14 protein-coding genes and 2 pseudogenes are annotated in these 19,863 nt (G+C 64.6%); 8 read left to right on the top strand and 8 right to left on the bottom strand.

Translation table 11 applies throughout. The features are described from left to right. Nucleotides 1-143 precede the first annotated feature (143 nt). Entirely contained in the window at nt 144-1,817 is a 1,674-nt protein-coding gene (locus Aple_RS08370; RefSeq protein WP_155343910.1) for a terminase TerL endonuclease subunit, read from the top strand. Here Aple_RS08370 and Aple_RS08365 read toward each other — a convergent pair. From Aple_RS08365 to Aple_RS08350, 4 genes are all read right to left on the bottom strand, one after another. Further along, a complete protein-coding gene (locus Aple_RS08365; RefSeq protein WP_155343909.1) occupies nt 1,792-2,856 on the bottom strand; it encodes an integrase core domain-containing protein in 1,065 nt (354 codons plus the stop codon). The genes Aple_RS08370 and Aple_RS08365 overlap by 26 nt on opposite strands. Beyond that, nucleotides 2,777-3,274 carry a hypothetical protein gene (locus Aple_RS08360; protein ID WP_170321346.1) on the bottom strand — a complete coding sequence of 166 codons (498 nt, stop codon included), beginning with the start codon at nt 3,272-3,274 and terminating at the stop codon, nt 2,777-2,779. Before Aple_RS08360 ends, Aple_RS08365 begins: the two co-directional genes overlap by 80 nt. A 254-nt stretch (nt 3,275-3,528) precedes the next feature. Beyond that, a complete protein-coding gene (locus Aple_RS08355) occupies nt 3,529-6,705 on the bottom strand; it encodes a CHAT domain-containing tetratricopeptide repeat protein (RefSeq protein WP_170321345.1) in 3,177 nt (1,058 codons plus the stop codon). A 364-nt stretch (nt 6,706-7,069) separates the two neighbouring features. Continuing rightward, on the bottom strand, nt 7,070-8,212 hold the full coding sequence (locus Aple_RS08350; RefSeq protein WP_155343906.1) for a TY-Chap domain-containing protein: 1,143 nt from the start codon (nt 8,210-8,212) through the stop codon (nt 7,070-7,072). Nucleotides 8,213-8,238: 26 nt separating this feature from the next. On the opposite strand from Aple_RS08350, the gene Aple_RS08345 reads away from it, so the two are divergent. Further along, nucleotides 8,239-8,508, top strand: coding sequence for a hypothetical protein (locus Aple_RS08345; protein ID WP_155343905.1), 270 nt, complete (start codon nt 8,239-8,241; stop codon nt 8,506-8,508). A gap of 372 nt (nt 8,509-8,880) precedes the next feature. On the opposite strand, the gene Aple_RS08340 is transcribed toward Aple_RS08345, so the two are convergent. Together Aple_RS08340 and Aple_RS08335 are read right to left on the bottom strand one after the other, a co-directional pair. Then, nucleotides 8,881-9,069, bottom strand: coding sequence for an effector-associated constant component EACC1 (locus Aple_RS08340; RefSeq protein WP_155343904.1), 189 nt, complete (start codon nt 9,067-9,069; stop codon nt 8,881-8,883). 245 nt (nt 9,070-9,314) lie between these two features. Then, a pseudogene (locus Aple_RS08335) lies at nt 9,315-9,773 on the bottom strand (transposase); the annotation flags it as partial. A gap of 144 nt (nt 9,774-9,917) precedes the next feature. Between Aple_RS08335 and Aple_RS08330 the strand changes: the two are divergent. The 3 genes from Aple_RS08330 to Aple_RS08320 are packed head-to-tail and all read left to right on the top strand — an operon-like array spanning nt 9,918 to nt 13,046. Beyond that, on the top strand, nt 9,918-11,153 hold the full coding sequence (locus tag Aple_RS08330) for a tyrosine-type recombinase/integrase (protein WP_155343903.1): 1,236 nt from the start codon (nt 9,918-9,920) through the stop codon (nt 11,151-11,153). After that, entirely contained in the window at nt 11,137-12,063 is a 927-nt protein-coding gene (locus Aple_RS08325; protein WP_155343902.1) for a tyrosine-type recombinase/integrase, read from the top strand. The genes Aple_RS08330 and Aple_RS08325 overlap by 17 nt, the downstream gene beginning before the upstream one ends. Continuing rightward, nucleotides 12,060-13,046, top strand: a complete 987-nt coding sequence (locus Aple_RS08320) for a tyrosine-type recombinase/integrase (protein ID WP_155343901.1) — start codon at nt 12,060-12,062, stop codon at nt 13,044-13,046. Before Aple_RS08325 ends, Aple_RS08320 begins: the two co-directional genes overlap by 4 nt. Nucleotides 13,047-13,131: 85 nt before the next feature. On the opposite strand, the pseudogene Aple_RS08315 reads toward Aple_RS08320, so the two are convergent. Next, nucleotides 13,132-13,533: pseudogene (locus tag Aple_RS08315) on the bottom strand (transposase); the annotation flags it as partial. A 1,482-nt stretch (nt 13,534-15,015) separates the two neighbouring features. Here Aple_RS08315 and Aple_RS08310 point away from each other — a divergent pair. The 3 genes from Aple_RS08310 to Aple_RS08300 are packed head-to-tail and all read left to right on the top strand — an operon-like array spanning nt 15,016 to nt 18,396. After that, on the top strand, nt 15,016-16,113 hold the full coding sequence (locus Aple_RS08310) for an ABC-three component system protein (protein WP_218038185.1): 1,098 nt from the start codon (nt 15,016-15,018) through the stop codon (nt 16,111-16,113). Then, nucleotides 16,056-16,556, top strand: coding sequence for an ABC-three component system middle component 2 (locus Aple_RS56000; protein WP_308805497.1), 501 nt, complete (start codon nt 16,056-16,058; stop codon nt 16,554-16,556). The genes Aple_RS08310 and Aple_RS56000 overlap by 58 nt, the downstream gene beginning before the upstream one ends. Beyond that, complete coding sequence (locus tag Aple_RS08300) at nt 16,549-18,396, top strand: ATP-binding protein (protein ID WP_155343899.1); 1,848 nt, start codon at nt 16,549-16,551, stop codon at nt 18,394-18,396. The genes Aple_RS56000 and Aple_RS08300 overlap by 8 nt, the downstream gene beginning before the upstream one ends. A gap of 1,056 nt (nt 18,397-19,452) precedes the next feature. On the opposite strand, the gene Aple_RS08295 is transcribed toward Aple_RS08300, so the two are convergent. Further along, on the bottom strand, nt 19,453-19,593 hold the full coding sequence (locus tag Aple_RS08295; protein ID WP_155343898.1) for a hypothetical protein: 141 nt from the start codon (nt 19,591-19,593) through the stop codon (nt 19,453-19,455). Nucleotides 19,594-19,863 lie beyond the last annotated feature (270 nt).

Raw genomic sequence — 19,863 nt, 5'->3', positions numbered from 1 at the left:
CGCGGATGGGTCGCTAGCCCGTTCATCGATGCCCTGCGGAGCCGCGAAAACCGCTTCAAGCCTGGCACCAGTCCGGGTGTGCGCATCTGCGGATAACTCCGTCACAAATTACAGATCGTAGTGCCTTCGGCACGTGGGGGGTGATGCCTGTGCAAACAGGCAACCTCAGAGAGGGAGTTCCCCACCCGTCGCGTTCGCTGGGCTACCAGATCCTCCGCTGGGCTGAGACGTACATCGTCCAGCCGGACGGCGAGAACGCGGGCGAGCCCTGGCAGTTCACCATCGAGCAGAAGCGCTTCATCCTCTGGCTGTACGCGATCGACGCCAAGGGCAAGTGGCTGTACAGCACCGCCTGTCTGCGGAGGTCGAAGGGCTGGGGTAAGCCGGTCCTGGCGGCTCTGGCCATCATCGAGTTCATCGGGCCCTGCCGGTTCTCGCACTTCGACGAGAACGGCTTCCCGGTCGGGAAGCGGGTCCGCCTGCCGTTGGTGCAGATCGCGGCTACCTCGATCGACCAGACCGCGAATACGCGGGACATGATCCGGCAGATGCTGGCGAGCTCGCCGGCCGAGTTCGAGTACGACCTTGAGATCGGCAAGGAGCGGATTCAGTTCCGCTCCGGTCGCCCGGGGCGTATCGAGCCGGTGACCAGCTCCAGCCGCACCCTGGAGGGCGCGCGGCCCACCTTCGTGGTGGGCGACGAGACGCACCACTGGGTGCCGAGCAACGGCGGCACGACCGTCTTCGAGACGCTCGACCGTAACATCCGCAAGACGGCCGGCTCGGGCTCGCGGATGGTGGAGTCCACCAACGCCTTCAACCCGAACGAGGACTCGGTCGCGCAGCGCACCTACGAGGCGTTCCAGAAGAAGCCGAACGGGAAGCTGCTCTACGACTGCGTTGAGGCCGAGTCCGACGAGATCGACCTGAACGACATTGAGGCCGTCGAGCTGGGCCTGAGGCAGGCGTACGGCGACTCGCACTGGGTGGACATTCAGGGCCTCATCGACGCCATCCAGGACCCCAGGACCTCGCAGGCTCAGGCGTATCGCTTCTACCTCAACAAGATCCAGGAGAGCGCGGACGCCTGGATGGCCAAGCCCATCTGGGATGGCCTGGCCGACGACACCGACCCGATCAAGGCCGGTGACCAGATCAGCATCGGGTTCGACGGTTCGCTGTACAGCGACTCCACGGCGATCGTGGGCTGCCGTCTGCGCGACGGCAAGCTGTTCATGATCCACCTGGACGAGCAGCCCGACCCGAAGTTCTCCAAGAACGCGGCCGACTGGCAGGTGGACACCCTCCTGGTGGACAAGCGGATGCGCGAAGCGTTCGCCACCCATCGGGTCGAGTGGGTGTACGCCGACCCGTCGTACTGGCAGAACGTGGTGGGCACCTGGGCTTTGGACTTCACCGAGGCCGACCGGGACAACCGGGACATCGTCTTCGAGTTCAGCCCGGCCCGTGCCCGACAGATGTGCGAGGCGATCGAGCGCTTCCATACCGCAGCGCATCTGGCCGAGGGCATCCGCCATGACGGCAACCCGGACTTGGCCCGCCACGTCGCGAACGCGGTCACCTACGAGGTCCCGCAAGGACATCTGATCCGCAAGGAATCGAAGAAGTCCCGCAAGAAGATCGACGCCGCCATCGCGGCTGTCCTGGCGTACGAGGCGCGAGCCGAGGCCATCGCTGACGGGCGCATGCGAGTGCGCCGTCGCGCCCGGCTACGAACGGGTTGGTCTTTGAACCGCCCAGAGACTGTGGGGTCCGAGAATCCGTGTTCGGTCAGGCGACCTGCGAGTATTCGTTGATCAGCCCGCCGAGGACCTGGCGCCGGGCAACGTATGCCTGCTCCAAACTGATCACTTCAGAGCGCGGGTTCGGCGGGCGTTGATGCAGGGATCGGTGCGGACGGTGCCGGTTATAGTGCCAGACATACTCGGCCAGGACCGTTCGCAGGTGTCGTTCACTGAAGATCAGCATGCGGTCAGTGCACTCGCGGCGTACCGTACCCACCCAGCGTTCGGCATAGCAGTTCGCGACGGGCGCTCGGGGAGGAGTCTGCACAACTCTCACCCCGATCGAGGCGAACACCGCATCGAAGCCGGCGACGAACTTGCTGTCCCGGTCGCGGAACAGGAGCGTCATCTGCCCGATCCAGCCGTCGGCGTCCAGTAGCAGGTTGCGGGCTCGCTGAGCCACCCATGCCCCGCTCGGGTGCGCTGTTACCCCGACAAGGTGTACTCGCCGGGTAGCCACCTCGATCACGAACAGCACGGAGATGCGTTTCAGGAACCCGGTGTCGACGGTGAAGAAGTCGCAGGCCAGCATGGTCTTGGCCTGCACGGTGAGGAACTGCTTCCACGTCGATCCGGATCGGCGCGGTGCCGGGTCGACACCGGCCTTCTTCAAGATCAGCCATACGGTGCTGGGAGCCAGTTTGTAGCCCAGGCCGACCAACTCCCCATGAATACGCCGATGCCCCCACGTCGGGTTCTCGGCTGCCAGACGCAGGATGAGCGCGCGAATCTCATTCGAGATCGGTGGACGGCCCGGCCGGCGCCGCGGATAAGTCCACTTTCGCCGGACCATGTCCCGGTGCCAGCGCAAGAGCGTGGCCGGGGTCACGACGAAGGCCGGCCACCGGATCCGGGGCAGCAGTCGGGACAGCACGGCCAGTAGCGCCCGGTCCGTCGGCGAGGGGCGCATCGGACCGGTCTGGCGGCGCAGGACGGCAAGCTGATGGCGCAGGACGAGTATCTCCACGTCCTTACTGGTGTCGGTACGTAGCCGCAACAGCAACAACTGGCCGAGCCGAACCAGCGAGAGGTAGAGCAGCGACACGAACATGAGTCGCGATCCTGCCAGACGAAAACCATCCTGATCGTGCGACAACATCGCAGGTCACAAGCCGAATCCGGGTTTTCGGACCCGACATGCTCCCGTGCCTGGCGGTGATCAGCTCCCAGACGCGCCGCCGGGTCTTGGCGCGCGCGGCGGCCAGCTTGTCACGCTGGCGAGGGGTCACCTCCTGCAATGCCCGCCAGGCTGTTGGCGCCGAGGCGACCGGGCCGAACAGTTCGCCCTGGTCGCGCAGGGTACGGATGTGCCGGATCGCGGTCCCGCCATCAGCGATCATCACCCCGAGATCGGTGAGTACCTGCCCACGGTCGTGGAGCACCTGACGGCCCGGCACCCGCAACGCGGACCTCAGCTCGCCGGTCAGACCGGACTTGAACGCCAGCATCCGCAACCCCGCGGTGCCCACGTGAGAGACCACACCATGACCGGCGACCGTAACCGGCCAGCCCTGTCATCCACTTCGGGATAGTCTGCATGCGAAGGGTGCTCCTCGCTCTGGAAGCGTGTTGATCTAGACAATCCACAATCTTCCAGATCAGGGGCACTCTTTGCTGTCTAACCGATCATCTCGGACGAGCTCACTTCAGCCACCGCGAATAGGCGAGGCTAGTAGGACGGATGCCGGTTACGCCATGCCCATCTGTGGCGGCGTGGATGAGGTTATGCGCCTGTGTGCAGGAAGGCCGCCCACAGCGATGGGGTTAGGGGCAATTGGCTCCGCAGTGTCTGGACGGCGTGGTGGAGGGCGTAGGGGGCTCGGCTGATGTCCACGCTCGCCCCCGCCCCTGCGTTTGGTCCTGCATCTGTTGCTGGGTCGTGGCTGGTCAGGATGGTGTAAAAGGTGTCGGCGACTTGCACGGCGTAGGCGTCGGAGATCGGCCATAGGGTGCCGATGACGTGGGGGAAGCCGGCCATCTGGAAGGCGGAGGCCAGGTGGATGGCTTCATCCAGCAGCTGGGTATCGCTGGTGAGGGCGGTGGAGCAGGCCGATAGGTAGGCCAGCCGGGCGTTGCGCAGGGTGAGGGGGGCCAGGCTGGCCACGGTGAGTGGATCGTCTTGGTGGTCGTGCAGCAGAAGCTTGCTCTGGGAGGGGTCGGTGGGGTCGCTTTGGCCGTGGCAGGCGAAGTGCGCGATCACGCAGTCCGGCAGGTGGGCCAGTACATGGGCCCTGGTTGGTGTCACCTGCTCCTGATCTATGGAGATATCTGTGGCGATGCCCGTCGCGTTAGCGCCCGGGGTGGCGGCCCTTGGACGGGAGGGCTCGGTGAGCCTGATAGCGCCGGGCAGGCGGGCGGCGACCAGGTCGGCTTCCCGGGCGACCTTTGGCAGCCGTCCCCGATAGCGCAGGCCGGGGGTGGTGGGCATGGCGACGATCAGCGCCTGCTCGTCACCGGTGGGCGGGGCTTGGTTGCTGGTGTGCTGGCGGGCGTAGCGCAGGGCGGTGATGGTGGGGGTGTAGGAGGAGACGACCCGGTCCATCACGCAGCGATGATCCGGGTCGGGGTCGGAGGTGTGGTGGCCGGCGGCGTGGATCGGCAGCAGCCCGAGCAGCCCTCCTGGCGCCCACCACAGCCGGGGCCATTGCCTCACATCGGTCCCGTCCCGGGGCGGTTCGTGGATGCCGAGCTGGTGCAGGACCGGCCCGGCCGCGACCTCCCACAGCCAGGCCAGCACGTCCCGGATCTTTTCCTGGGCGGCGAGTTTGACCGTGTCGCGGCGGCGGGTGCTGTCGGCTAGGGCCTGGTGGAAGTCGTTGATCTTGTCGGTCAGCGTCGCCTGGTCTAGGTCCGGCAGATGCAAAGGAGCTACGCCGAGGCGGGTGAGGATGAGGGCGTCGCTGCGGACAGGGCTGATGTTGAAGGTGACTATCGGCCCGGCACCCGCCTGCGCCTGGAGTTCATCGAGGGTAGGGGGTTGGGCAAAGGAAGCGAATCCGTCTAGTCCCTTGATCTGGTGCAGGACGTCGGCCAGCTCGGAGGCCACTTGGCGGCGAGCGTCCTTCCACGGCCGCGGCCAAGCCCTCGCACCGGGTCCAGGCGATTCGATGGGGTCAGCGGCGGGGGAGGCGGGGGAATCGAGCCGGTCGCGCAGGGTGGTGAAGCGGGCGGCCAAGTCCGGAGAGCGGCGGGTGAGGTCGCTGATGTCGCTGCGAGTATGCAGGATCTGGCTGAGGATCACGGCCCGGCCGGCCTCCAGCAGCCGCAGTGCCCGTTGGCCGCGTAGGTCAGCGGGGGTGGTGGGGTCGGCCATGGCCTGGGCCGCCGCTTCAGCGGCCAATCCGGCGAATTCGCGGATCGCATACTGCTGGTCGGAGCGTTCCAGCTGGCGTGGGCTCACCTCCGGCAGCAGCCGGACCGCGGTCTCCAGCAGCCCGGCCGCCTGTGCCGGATCGGTTCCGGCAGTCAAGCGTGCGGCCTCACGGGCGGCACGGATCCGCCAGGAGGGCGCCGCCGTCTTGTTCCCGGTCACCCGCTCATAGGCCGACACCGCTGCCTCTCGATCGGCCTGCACCCCGGTGTGGTCAAACCGGATCTGGAACCGGATCCCCAGTTCGGTCAGGCGTGAGGCGTGGTCGGGGTGGTCGGGCGGGGTGAGTTCTACCACACGCTCCTGGATGGTGACGGCCTGGTCCAGATCGTCCCGTACCCCGGTGCTCAGGAACCGGATCTGCAACGCCATCCCCAGGCTGCCCAAGTACGCGGCGTAGCCGGGGTGGTTGGGCGGGGTGAGCTTGACCGTACGTTCATGGATGGTGACGGCCCGGTCCAGATCAGCCTGCACCCCGGTGTTCTCGAACCGCATCTGCAGGCCGATCGCCAGGCAGGTCAGGCGTCCGGCGTAATTGGGGTGGTCGGGCGAGGTGAACTTGACCGCATCCTCTTGGGCGGTGACGGCCCGGTCCAGATCAGCCCGCACCCTGGTGCGCTCGAATCGGGCCTGCAGGCCGATCGCCAGGTTGTTCAGGTGCGCGGCGTAATCGGGGTGGTCGGGCGGGGTGAGCTTGACCGCATACTCCTCGAGGGTGACGGCCCGGTCCAGATCGGCCTGCACCGCAATGCGCAGGAACCGGGCTCGCAGGGCGGTCGCCAGGTTGCTCAGGCGTCCGGCGTGGTCGGGGTGGTCGGGCAGGGTGAGCTTGACTGCATACTCCTGGGCGGTGACGGCCCGGTCCAGATCGTCCTGCACCCCGGTGTTCTCGAACCGCATCTGCAGGGAGATCCCCAGGCCGTTCAGGAATCCGGCGTGATCGGAGTGGTCGGGCGGGGTGAACTTGACCGCATACTCTTGGATGGCGATGGCCCGGTCCAGATCGTCCTGCACCCCGGTGTTCTCGAACCGGGCCCGCAGGGCGATCGCCAGGTTGCCCAAGGATCTGGCGTGGTCGGGGTGGTCGGGCGGGGTGAGGGCGGTGATCCGCTGCCACAGACGGATGACCTGGTCCAGCAGTTCCCCATCAGTTGAGTGCATAACAGTGCCGAGCATGGCAAGGGCAGCAGGGGCTGCCTGATCCGCCAGGAACGGCAGTAATGGTTCGGGAAGGGTTTCATCAGTGATGCCGGCCAGAAAGCAGGCACCGAACCTGGTGACCGCAGCGACCAGATCATCTCGATTTTGCCCTTCGGGCAGGGCTTGGTATCGGTACCAATGCCACCAGCCCAGTACATGCCAGGCCACCATGTCGGCACCAGTCAGCTTCTCCTGGCCGATGAGCAGCGCGGTCAGGCGCTTAGCGTGAGCAACCGCAGCAGCCGTCAGGAGCGGTGTTGGATCACCGGTTGCGCTGACCTGCTGCAGTTGCCCCCGTACAGCGTCCAGCAGGTCATCTCGTTCGCTCACGATTCCTCCCGGCGACCATGCCGCGACGCTATGTCGTGAAGGCGACAATAGCCATCGCGTGAGCGGAGCGAAAGCGATTGAATACAGCTCTCGCCCATACGCTTGGGCCATACTTTCCCTCGGCCGCCTTATCGCTCACTAGAATGGAGCGGTTAACAACAAGATCACAAGCATAGTTGAGACGGGATCCTCAGCCTGGGTATGCAGCATCACCGACTGCTTGAGAAACGTGTCGGGATGGTTGCCAGCCCAGAGGAGGACCTCGCAGCCGATCCAGTAGATCAGCCAGCTGAGCGCCCAGGGCCGCCGCGCGGTTGCGTTCACGCCCGAGGCCCGACACCCGTCAGGAGTAATCTGCCCGTCCTCAGGTCGGCTTAGCGGTCGCTTCAGGGGGATCATCTTTACTCTTGGGATTCGCTTGCTCTCCGTCGAGGCTCGGCCAGGCGCTCTCCCAGGCGGATTCCGAAACGCCACTGCCCAATTGGTTGGGATCTCGGCTGGCCAAGAACTCCAGGGTTGAAGTGCTCTCTACCTTCTGGACCTTATGCAAAGCGGCGACGGCCATAGTGGCCATGGTCTCCGATGATGTGTGAGCCAGGTTGATCCACCAGTTGTACTGGATGACGTCGCGGAAAGGCTGTTGCCAGCCCGCATCCGCGAGGGCCTGTTCATCGCTGGCGGTGAGCAGCATCTCCTCCGTGACTCCTTTGATGACATGACTGTTGGGGGTCTCGGCGTGGAATCCGTCCACTTGCCACCAGACCTGTACGTAGCGGCGGTGTTCGATGCGATCCCGTATGAGCAGGACCTCGCCTGGTGCGGTGGGAAGGCGGCTGAGGATCCCTCGCCGGAACACCGCCCAGGCACCATCCAGCTGAATTCCTGGATCCGGTAGTTCGATACCGGCCTCCGCCGCCGCGGCGATGATGATCTGATGGGCGCGAGCTTCTGCCACAGCGATGATGGCGGCTGCATGCTGCCTGGCCTCGCTCAGAACCTGCTCACGCAGCCGTTGTGCCTCAGCGATTTCATCGACGGCCCGGTATTTCTCCTTACTGGCGATTTTCGTCCAGGCTCGACGCCAGGGTGCCAGCTGCTGGGCGGGAACTCCGCAGGCCTCGACAAAGGTTTCCAGTACCGCTCTGCGCGGGAAGCGGATGCCACGGAGCATGTCACTGACCGTTGCCTTCGACAGCGCGGCCGCTCCTTGATGACTGGCCGCCCATCGCTCCAAGTACCGCAGGGAAGGACTGTCTGCGCGCACATGCAGTTCGCGCAGTGCCACGGCCAGGTCCTCTCGGGTGGTCACCGATTCCAGGTCCAGATCCTCAATGTCTGGCCCGTGATCCACACTCAGCCCCTGTCCGAAAGTGTCCGCCGATGTTCGACAGCGTACGACCAGCGGGAGCGGTTCAAAGGCAAATGTCCGAACCCGATCACCCGCGTCCAGCGCAAGACGCAATGTGTCACGCTGCAGGGGCAACCCGTCCACGACCCTGTTGGACATCCAGCCCGGCATCATTTCCTTAGCCCATGCCCGTTTCTCCCCAACCGTCCGCTCCGCTTTTCCGCCACGTGATGACCTGGGCCGCCGCCGTCGGTTCACCTACGGTGGTCGCCGCCATCAACCCTTTGCTCGGCTATGTGGTCCTGGTGATCGAACTGGTCCTTGTGGTGGCGATCGTGGTGACCGCGATGTACGGGTCGGATCAGATCAGCGAGCGGGCATTCCGGCTGATCCGGCTGCTGTTCAACCGCAGAGAGCCGCCAACCCGACGGGCATCGATACGGCCTCCCCGCTGACACAATCTCGGGTGCCCAACAGCAACGCCCACGTAGAAGGGCTGGTCGATCACCTCATCAAGAGGTAACGTCGTCAAGAATTACGCCGTCTATGGTTGCCCATCTCATCCAGAAACGTGGCCGATTGGGAAGCAATCGCAAGGTCTACCGCGAAGCATACGGCCCGGAATAGGCGATGGGTGGGCGGAGCCTGGCGCCGGCGGGCCGTGTGGCTTGTTTTCGGGCTTGGCTGCATGGCAAGTCTGGTGCTTATCGTCCTCTCTCCACTTTGCGCCTGCCGATAATGTCATCCGCGCAGGTCGTGTGCCACGAACGCTGAAGGATGCGTCGATGTAGAAGCCTCTGGACGCAATGCCACTCAGCCTAAGTTGATCATGATTCAAGAGCCAGCTCGGGGAGATTCGCTAGATGGATCACGGCGCCACCTAGATCGGTTTCCCCAATCCGGCTTTCCATCGGGCTGACTTGTCCGCGTAGTTCATCTTCATCTTTCAGCCAAGACCACAGCGATGCGAGTTCTTCACTTCTGTCACCACCAGTGACCTGGATCTGCGTGTCCATCCCCGCTCCCCTCCATCGCTGCCCGTTCGTGTCGGTGCCGAGAATTGTTCCACCTTTTGCGCGAGCATACCGAAATTGTGTCACAGGCTCTGGCCTGCGGGGTTCTCTGGTGACAGGTTCGCGATGTGACTGCCGGGAAACATCCTCTCTGGCACCGTAAGTAGTTGTGACATTGCGCCTGGTCCATCTGGCTGCTGGCCGTCTTCTGAGAGGGCGTTTAATTTGAGTAAAACGCACCATATGTTCTAGTAGGTGTCTCGCCAGGTTGGTGTGTTCTCGTCCGTTATGCGCTTGGTGAGATTGTCGATCGAAGCGATGTGGATCATGGCTTCGGAGCTGGCGGGAAGGGTTTCATAATCGCGGGTCAGGTGTCGTCGTAACATAAGCCAGCCGAGGCTGCGTTCCACTACCCAGCGTCTTTTGACGACTTCGAAGCCGCGGACGTCGGGGTTCCTGCTGACGACTTCGACGTCGATTCCGAGGCGGGCTCCGTGCTCGACTGCGGCATTCTTGAATCCGGTGTCGACCCAGGCTTTGGTGATGGTCGGGTGGGTCTTCTTGACGTTGTTGAGCAGTTTTATTCCTACGGCGTTTTCGGATTGGCTTGCGGCGGTGACGGTGACGGCGAGGAGGAGGCCGAGCGCGTCTGTGGCGATGCCCCGCTTCCGGCCTACGATCTTCTTGGCGTTATCCCGGTCCCGGGATAACGCCAATTATCTGGGGCTGGATGTTATGCCTGGGCCGGGTGGATCAGCGCTGGCTGATGATGGCGCGGCCTGTGAACTGACGTCATAACCCCGGACCTTCACCGTCTCCTTCATCGAAGGGTTCTCGATGGAGGTGAGCACATGGTCAAGGCAGCGACGGACGGCCGTTACCCCGTCAGGGTGTCGGGGCCGTTGACTGGGCTGGTGCACGAGTTCCGGCTGGAATTGATCCGTCAGGGGTTCATGCCGCGGACCGCTCAGGACCACGCGTATGTGCTGGCGCATCTGAGCCGCTGGCTGGACCAGGAGGGTCTGGCTCCCGCCGAGCTGGGCACCCAGCGGATCGCAGCGTTCGTCGCGGCGCGGCGAGTCGGCGGCTGCCGGCGATGGCGGACCGTTGGCTCGCTGCGGCCGATGCTGGGCTATCTTCGCCGGCTCGGGCTGGTCCCGGCTGAGGAGCCGCGCACCCCAGGTCCGGTCGATGCGGTGCTGGAAAGGTATCGCCGCTGGCTGGAGCGTGAGCGTCGACTTGGCGAGCAGACGGTGGACTTGCGCCTCCACTGGGCCGGCAAGTTCTTGATCACTCAGATCGAAGACGGACGGCTGGAATTAGGCCGGATCGGTCCGCAGGCGGTGACGGCGTTCGTGCTGGAGATGTCGCAGCTCTACGCGATCAGCTCGATGAAACCGATGACCTCGGGTCTGCGGTCGCTGCTGCGGTTCTTGTTCGCGGCAGGCGACATCGACCGTGACCTGGCGCCGGTGGTGCCGTCGGTTGCCGGCTGGCATCTGAGCGGGATTCCGATCGGCGCGGACGACGAGGCAGTAACCGCGCTGCTCGCGTCGTGCAACCGGTCCACGGCGGTCGGACGGCGGGACTTTGCGGTCCTGCTGCTGATGGCCAGGCTGGGGCTGCGGGCGGTGGAGGTCGCGCGGCTGCGCCTGGAAGACATCGACTGGCGCGGCGGCGAGCTGACGGTTCGGGGCAAAGGCGGCCGCATCGATCGGATGCCGCTTCCGTCCGACGTCGGCGGCGCCCTGGCCGACTGGCTGCGCGACGGCCGTCGGCCGTCGGCGTTGCGGGAGGTGTTCACGCGCACGATCGGCCCGGATGCACCGATGAAACGGCAGTCGATCGTGATGGTGCCACGCCGCGCTTCGTCACAGGCCGGCATCGCGATGATCGGCGCCCATCGGCTGCGGCACCGCGTCGCTTGCCGGGTGCTGGCCGGCGGCGGGTCGCTGTCCGAGGTCGCCGAGTTGCTGCGGCACAACGACCACGCGAGCTCGGCGATCTATGCGAAGGTCGACCTGACCGCGCTTGCCGCGGTCATACGGCCCTGGCCGATGGCGGTCGGCGATGACGACACTGCGTGAGGCCGTCGACCGCTACCTGGCGATCCGCCGGAGCCTGGGCTACAAGTTGAAGGTCGAGGGCCGGATGCTCGGTCAGTTCGTCGCCTTCTGCGACACCCGCGGGCTGGACCACGTCACAGTCACCGCGGCAGTGGAATGGGCCACGGCCCCGGCTGGGGCGGATACGTCCTGGTGGGCGGCGCGGTTGACCGTCGTTCGCGAGTTCGCCCGGTTCCAGGCCGCCTTCGACGCCCGCACCGAGGTCCCGCCAACGGACCTGCTCCCGCGCACGGCGGACCGCTGCGCGCCCCATCTGTATTCACCTACGGAGATCACCGCGATGCTGCGGGCGGCACGGAGGCTCGCCAACCCGCTTCGCGCCGCCACCATCGAGGCGTTCATCGGCCTGATGGCCGCCACCGGCATCCGAACGGGGGAGGCGATGGGCCTGAACCGCAGCGACGTGAACCTGACCGGCCTCCTCCTGCTGATCCGGGACACCAAGTTCGGCAAGTCCCGCCTGGTCCCGCTGCACTCCAGCACCGCCGAGCACCTCGCCGCCTACCAGGCGCGGCGCGAGGAACTGTGTCCGCATCCGTCCACCGCAGCGTTCTTTGTCTCCTCCGCCGGCACCCGCCTGAACCACACCAGCGCCAGCAAGGCCTTCGCCCGCGTGCTGAAGACGGCGGCGATCACCGCACCGGCCGGGACGGGCAAGCCGCGGCTCTACGACCTCAGGCACACCTTCGCGGTGACCACGATGGCGAACTGGTACGCCGCCGGAGCCGATGTCGCGCACCTACTGCCGGCTCTGTCGACCTATCTCGGACACATCAGTCCCGCGACAACGTACTGGTATCTGCACGCCTGCCCGCAACTGATGACCGAAGCCGCCAAGCGCCTGGAAGCCTCCTGGAAGGAGCCGTCGTGACCAGCCTGGCCCCGATCCTGCAGGGATTCTTCACCGCTCGGCTCACCGACCGCCGCGCCAGCCGACACACCGTCGCCGCCTACCGCGACACCTTCCGCCTGCTCCTGCACTACGCCCAGGCCGAACTCGGCCGACCACCCGCAGCCCTGAACCTGGCCGACATCGACGCCGACCTCATCGGCGGCTTCCTGGACCACCTCGAGGCCGACCGGAACAACAGTATCGCCACCCGCAACGCCCGGCTGGCCGCGATCCACTCCCTGTTCGGCTACGCGGCGCTGCGCTGCCCCGAGCACGCCCTGCTCATCCAGCGCGTCCTGGCCATCCCCCAGAAACGCCGTGAGTCCACCGACGTCTGCTTCCTGACCCGCGCCGAAACCGACGCGCTACTCGCGGTTCCCGACCAGTCCACACCGCTGGGCCGCCGCGACCACCTGCTGCTACTCGTCGCCATGCAGACCGGCCTGCGCGTCTCCGAACTCACCTCGCTGACCTGTGTTGACGCCGAGCTCGGAACCGGGGCATACCTGCGTTGCACCGGCAAGGGCCGCAAACAGCGCGCCACCCCACTCACCCGGCCCACCGCCCGCCTGCTCCAGCTCTGGATCATCGACCGTCACGCCGCACCGGCCGATCCGCTGTTCCCCAACCGCACCGGCGGACGCCTCAGCCGCGACGCCGTCGCCGACCTGCTCGCCAAGTACGTCCCCGTCGCGGCCCGCACCTGCCCGACCCTCGCCTCCAAGAACGTCACCCCGCACACCTTGCGTCACACCACGGCGATGGCGCTGCTGCACGCCGGCGTCGACACCTCCATCATCGCGCTCTGGCTCGGCCACGCCAGTACGAAGGCCACCGACATCTACCTGCACGCCGACCTGGCCACCAAGGAGAAGGCTCTGGCCCGGACCGAGCCTCCCGGTCTCGGCACCCGGCGCTACCATCCCGGCGACAGCCTGCTCGCCTTCCTGGAGAACCTGTAGTTATCTCTGGCAACCATACGGTCAGACCATCGCTGACCTGCCCCGATCCACCCGGCCCCGGCATAACATCCAGCCCCAGATAATTGGCGGCGTCCGTTCCCTGGCTGGCCAGAGGTACGTTGGTGGAGGTTTTGACGCTCTGGGTGTCGATCACGGAGGCGGTCGGCTCGGGCGTGCGGCCGGCCTTGACGCGGGCCAGTCCGGTCAGGTCGTAGTTGAGCTGGGCGAGTATCCCCTCGTCGCGCCAGGCCGCGTAGTAGGCGTAGACGGTTTGGTGGTTGGGGAAGTCGTGGGGAAGGTACTTCCAGGGGATTCCTGTGCGGTTGATGTAAAGGATGGCGTTGAAGATGTCGCGCAGGTCGACGGCCGCTGGCTGGCCGGCGGGCCGGCGATCGAGTCTGGCTTTCCGCCAGGCGGTTAAGGTGGGCTCGATGAGTGTCCATCGGGCGTCGGATATGTCGCTGGGGTATGGTTTCTGCGGGTTCATGGGGACAGCTCTTACACGAACAGTGCTGCCGTTGGCGGCATCTGCCGGTTCGGGCGTTTCTGTGTCATCGATAGACTAGACGGAATCCGGGTTGTGGAAGCGGATTAAACGGTCGTCAAGGTCGGCATCACAAATTGGGTGGGAGTGCATCTACCGTGCAAATACCCCGAATGCCACGGGCGACAATAGCGACGTAACCCTGCGAGCCATACTTAAACGCCCACTGATGGATCACCCGCTACAGCACCCGGAGGCGACACCCCACCGTCGGCTACCTCAGCCCTATCGAGTACGAGCAGCGTTCCCTCAATAAGGTGCTACTCGCTACATGACCACCGGTGTCCACACTTTGGGGAAGCCCCATCCGTTGCAACACTCGACGACGGCATTCGGTCATGGGCCACCTCAGCCCGATCGATTACGAACAGCAACCCGATAAAGTGCTGCTCATCGCGTAACAACCGGTGTCCACACTTCGGGGAACGCCCCCGCGCAGGATGTGCACGCGCCGGGTCGACACCTCCATCACGAACAGCACGTGCAACGCTTCAGGAAGATCGAATCGACGAGAGAAGGAGCGCAGGCCAGCAGCCCTTCAGCCTGGGCGCGCAGAAACGTCCGCCACGAGGTGCCGGCATTGCGGGGAGCAAGACCGGACCGGCGGGCCCGCAGAATCCGCCATACGGTCGCCGGGCTGATCCGATGGCCGAGACGAACCAGCTCACCGTGCACCCGACGGTATCCCATCCGGATTTTCGCCCGCCAGCCGCACGATCAGGTCACCGATCTCCTTGCTGTGTGGCGAGGCGGCCGTCCGGTTCGGGTGGGTCCATCCTCGTTTGACCAGGCGGCGATGCCAGGCCAGCAGGGTGCCCCAGCCGATGAGCCCGTAGCCGGTGCGGCAGGAGTATGGTCAGCGCGGCCAGGACCGCCCTATCGTCCCAGTCCGGCGCCGCAGACCGCCACCTCATGTCTCAGCACCATGATCGCGATGTCCTTGCACGCCTGACCGCGGCCCCGAAAGACAAGCCATCCGAACACTGGGACCATGATCATGTAAAGAGGCGAAGAGGCGCAAGCCGCGATCCTCCCCGCACCGCCTCATCACGTCAAACCGCAGGTCAGCCGCTATACGGCAAGTATTGAAGCGGTACAGATCGTCCGTCGGGAGTTCTTCCACCTTCCCAGACACTTCCTTCACGCTTCACGACCCGTCATGAGTGGAACCGCTGAGGGGCCAGCCGAGGTTGACCGCGACCGTACCGCCTCGGAGTTCGTGAAGGTGGTTCATCAGGGCCCACAAGGCGACAAAACCGCGCCTTCTATAACGATCACACCGTCAAGGGCGATCACCGATGTTTTCGTCGTACCTCTGATTCATCATGAAGTACGAGTGACGTGCGGTGCGGCCCGGCGTGGGCCGGCAGAGCGGCGGCTATCCTGCCGGCCGCGCCTGCCGGTCGTTTGTTGCATGGAGGTGGGGTGTTGAATACGCAGGAGGCGCAGTCGGCGAGCGCAGGGCAGTCACCGCTGACGGTGCTGCCCCCTACGCTGCGCATGGCGTCGATGCCACCGCCGAAGAAGATTGTCCCCTTCTACGACCCGGACGAATTCGAGGAGTTCGTGAAGGAGTGGGTTCCGGCACTCGAGACGCGGTACACCCGTGTCGAGCGACATGGCGGCTCGGGGGACCACGGCATCGACGTAGCTGGCTACCTGTCACAGCAGAAGCTGGACGGTGAGTGGCACAACTATCAGTGCAAGCGATACAGTTCCGCTCTCACCTGGTCCATCGCTGTCGTCGAGATGCGCAAGATGTTCGTGTCCGCGTGGGCTGGCCACTTCGCTGTCCCGACGCGGTATGTCTTCGTAGCCCCCGCAATTTCACGGGCCCTATCACGCGATCTTGCGAAGCCGACCGGCAGCAAGGCCAAATTCCTGGCCGAGTTCGATACGGCCAAGGATAAGTGCGTGACTGTTCTGACCCCTGTACAGCGTCAAGAGATCAGGGACTTGGCTGCAGGCACCGACTTCTCGATGTTCGAATGTGTAGACCTCGACGAGATGCTCGAACTTCACAGCACCACACCCCACTGGGCTGCACGCTTTCCACATGCCCAGCTCAGCCGCGGTCCCGAGAAGATTGTTCCGCCCGAGCAGCACGGCGAGTTCGAAAGCCGCTACGTCCAGCATCTCCTCGATGTCTACCGCGAGCGGTATCCCGACACGATCAGCAACCTGGAGCATGTGTCAGGCGTCGCGGCAGCGGACGCGCACCTGAAGCGACAGCGTGTGGCCTTTTACGCCGCGGAATCACTGCGCGTGTTCGCCCGTGACGCCACCACGCCGGAATACTTCGAACAGGTGATGGAGGACGTGTACGACATCGTCGTGGAAGTGGCGGACTGTTCCCATCCGGACGGGTGGGAACGCCACGGCGCTGTCATGAACGCCGCCGGGAGCGTGCAGTTGACCCCGACGATCCTGACGCCGTTCGTGCAGCCGAGCACCCGCAAAGGGATATGCCATCACTTGGCGAATATGGATCGCCTGATTTGGTGCCGGAAGGGAGAGAAGTGAATCCGCTCAACAGCCCGCTCGAGGTTGGAGTACGTGCGCTTGTCCTCTTAGCCGAGAGCCACCCGGAGCCACTGGACCTCGGCCAGTTGGTCGTGCTGGATCATGTTCTGCTCCACAGTGGTGAGTTCGACGGTCCACCCAGTCTGCATCCCGGCCTGCCCGCGCGAGCAGGAGAACTGGGGATGAAGCGCGCCGTCCTGGAGCAGGCACTTCTGGTCTTAATCAGGGCTGGTCTAGCAGGCGTTGTGGATCGGCGGGAGGGACTGATGTACGCGGCCACCGATCAGGGCCCAGTGTTCGTCGACGTCCTCGAAGCGCCCTACGCCGGCTTCCTACGAGAACGAGCCGAGTGGGTGGTCCACCATTACTTCCCCGGCGTGGACACTCGTGTAGCCACCCGGCAGATCGTGAACCGCGCTACCGCTGAGACCGGCCATGAGTAACCTACGCCTGACTCACCTGACCTACGCCGGGACCAACAAGCCGGACGCGAGCGTAGAGTTCGACCCGGCCCTAACCGTCATTTACGGAGCCTCAGACACTGGCAAGTCATTCATCGCCGAATCCATCCAGTACATGCTCGGCGGCAGCAACCTGGAGCTGGTAGCCGAAGCCGAAGGCTACAGCCAGATCCTGCTTGGACTGCGCCTGCCGGACGGCAGCCCACTGACCCTGCTCCGCGTTCCCCGCAATAAGACCATCCAGATCCACGGTGGCGACTTCAGACATCTGGTGACGCGGCCTGCTGACACGCAGGTCACGGCGGCGCACACGGCTCGCAGCAGAAACAGCCTTTCCCTATTTCTCCTCGCCAAACTCGGTCTGACCGAACGGAAGATTCGCAAGAACGACGCTGGTGGCACCCGCGATCTGACCCTGAGTGACCTCGTGCACCTGTCCGTCATCCCTGAAACACGAATGGTTGATCCGCTGCCGCCGGTACTGCACTCAAGCGCCGCCAGCGGGAAGACAGCAGCAGCCTCGGTCGTCAGGCTCCTGCTCACCGGGGACGGCGACCCGGAGGTTGCCACGGGACCGAATGCGGGAGAACGCCGCGTCAACAAGGGGAAGATCGGCCTGCTCGATCAGATCATCGTTGACCTGCAGACCAAGCTGACCACGAGCGAGAGTGTCACAGAACTGCGTGTTCGTCTGACTCGTCTCCAAGCCTCCATCGACGAGCATTCCAGCGCTCTGCGTACGATTAGCGATCGCCATCTCAATGCCGTTTCCGCCCGCATGCGTGCTGCCGAGAGTCTGGCAGAGGTGGAACCGCGCCTCACGGAGATCGGCGACCTCGTGTCCAGATTCTCCCTCTTGGCGGCCCAGTACCGATCAGACCTCGCCCGCTTGGAAATGGTGACTGAAGCAGGCAGCATCCTCGGCTTCTTCCGGGTGGGCATCTGCGTGTTCTGCGGCGCGGAGCCCGAGCATCAAAAGCCGGGTCACGGAGAGCACGAAACTACCCAGCTGCACATTGCGGTACAGAACGAGACCGAGAAGACCAACGCCTTGCTCACCGACTTGCTCCCCACGATCCAGGACTTGCGCACGCAGTTCGACGACCTCAGCGCTCGGCGGGCATCTCTCATCGAAGAGACTGCTCGGATCGATGAGGAAATTGCGGGAGCTGAGGAACTGATTACGCCCATACGCGGGCGGTTGCAGGAGATCTTGCAGGCCCGTTCGTCCGTCGAGCGGGCCCTGGAACTCCACGAACGCATCAACGAGCTGGAGGAGCGACGGTCGCGGCTGGTGGGAGAGGGAGCCGTGCCCGCGACTCGACCTGCCGAATACGTCCCCACCCGGATTCTGTCCGTGTTCGACGAGACGCTCCGCCGCACGTTGGATGCCTGGGAGGTACCCGCTGTGGAGTTCGCGGAGTACGACCAGTACACCATGGACATTCGTGCGGGACATCGACACCGGGCTAATCGCGGTAAGGGTGTTCGTTCGGTCCTGCATTCGGCATTTACGACCGCGCTGGCTAAGTACTGCCTCGATAATTCCACACCTCATCTGGGCTTTGTCGTCCTTGACTCTCCAGTTGTCACCTACCGAGATCCCATCACCGAATCGGCCGACGATGACATCAACCTGACATCAACCGTCGTCGACCACTTCTACCGAGACATGCTGGACTTCCCCGGGCAGTCAATCATCATCGAGAACGGTGACCCACCGGTCGACGTGATCTCCAGGGCACTCACCTACCGGTTCTCCGGGGAAGGGTTAAGTAGGCCCGGATTCTTCCCAACTCGCATGTCAGCGGTCGGCACATAAGAGGCATGGCACAGCGAGGCATGGTACGGCGCCGCGACGCTGGCGCTGGCCGCGCACACAGTCCCAGGTGGCAGGCGATGCTGGGGCACTGTGCCTGCCGAAAGTGTCATCCGCGCAGCTCATCCGGCTTGCCGGTTCCGCCCGTCGAAGGAAGTCGAGGGCGGCAGGATGACCGTTCATGCGAAACGCCCGCTCTCCAAAGAGAGCGGGCACCCATGTGACACTGCGCGTGCCGAAAATTCATCCATGCAGGTCAGGCTACATGTTGCGGTGAGCCTGCGAGGTCGCAGACGATATCGCAGCGGCTCCATAATTGGCGAGCGATCAAATGCGCACGCGGACGGACGGCTGCGAAGCTCGCAACCTCTCAATCGGCTTGCCCACTTCGCGCCACTCCCCTGCGTACACCAGAAGTGAAGGGCGCACCCCGCAGCCCCGGATTCTGCGTCCCGACCCGCATTGCCATCCAGGACAGGCGCCCAGCCCGCAAACTCGGGATCATGCGACGGTGGCGCCCAAAGAAGCCCCCGGTGAAGCCAGGGCAGCGTCGACCGGACAGCGACCCCTCTCGCTGCTACAGCAGCAATCGGCTCCACCAACTCAGGCCCAATTCAGCAGAGATGTAGTGGCCGTGGTCCCGTCTGCTCCCGCCCAAACGCGCTCCCGGCGGGAGCAAACGACATTCCCAAACCGCTCCGAACGGACGTCAACCGACCCCAACGTTCCGCACTGACCTGCGGCTTCTGGAGAAACCCCAGGTCAAACCATGATCGGAACTACACTGACACGGAAGAGGTCACTGGTTCAATCCCAGTATCGTCCACCCAACAAATCCCAGGTCAACGGCCTGGGATTTTCGTTTCGAAGATCGTTGACCATGGAATCGGGAGCAAAACGGGAGCACACTGCTGCCGGAAGATCAAGACCCTTACCCCGATCGGTAGCGGTCTGCCCAGTTTCGCCGGGTAGAGGTCACCCCGAAACCGGGAGCATTTCTACTCCCTCCGGAGCACACTCCGAGCAGGACCCTTCAGCGGTCCGCCAGTCACCGCCGAATCACCGTTTCCGGCCCTTGCCAAGTTTGCGCAAGCGGCGTTGCAACTCATCCGTCAGACGGGTGCGCATCGCCTCGGTGACATGACCGTAGCCGCCGTCCATGCCGCCCAGCTCGTGACCCAGCCGCTCGAACTGCAGCACGCCAGGAACGCCGGCCTCCATCAAGACCGACTTGTGCAAATGCCGCAGCCCGTGGATGACCGTGCCGGGAAGGATCTGAGGGCCGTCGTCGCAGGCGGTCCGCCAGATCCGGCGAGCGAAGTTGGAGCGGAGCAGCCCGCCCGCCCTCCGGCCCGGCGAAGACCAGCTCTGCGGGATCCTCCTGTGAACGGCAACCCGTCGTCGGCACTCGGGTCGAGCTTGTCGAGGATCTCCGATTCACGGCGATGGCCGCCAGCGCGGGCTGGTGTA

It is taken from the genome of Acrocarpospora pleiomorpha (genome assembly GCF_009687885.1).
Lineage (GTDB): Bacteria > Actinomycetota > Actinomycetes > Streptosporangiales > Streptosporangiaceae > Acrocarpospora > Acrocarpospora pleiomorpha.
Note: the sequence above shows the minus strand (reverse complement) of the source record. Positions and strands in the feature narration are given on the sequence as shown.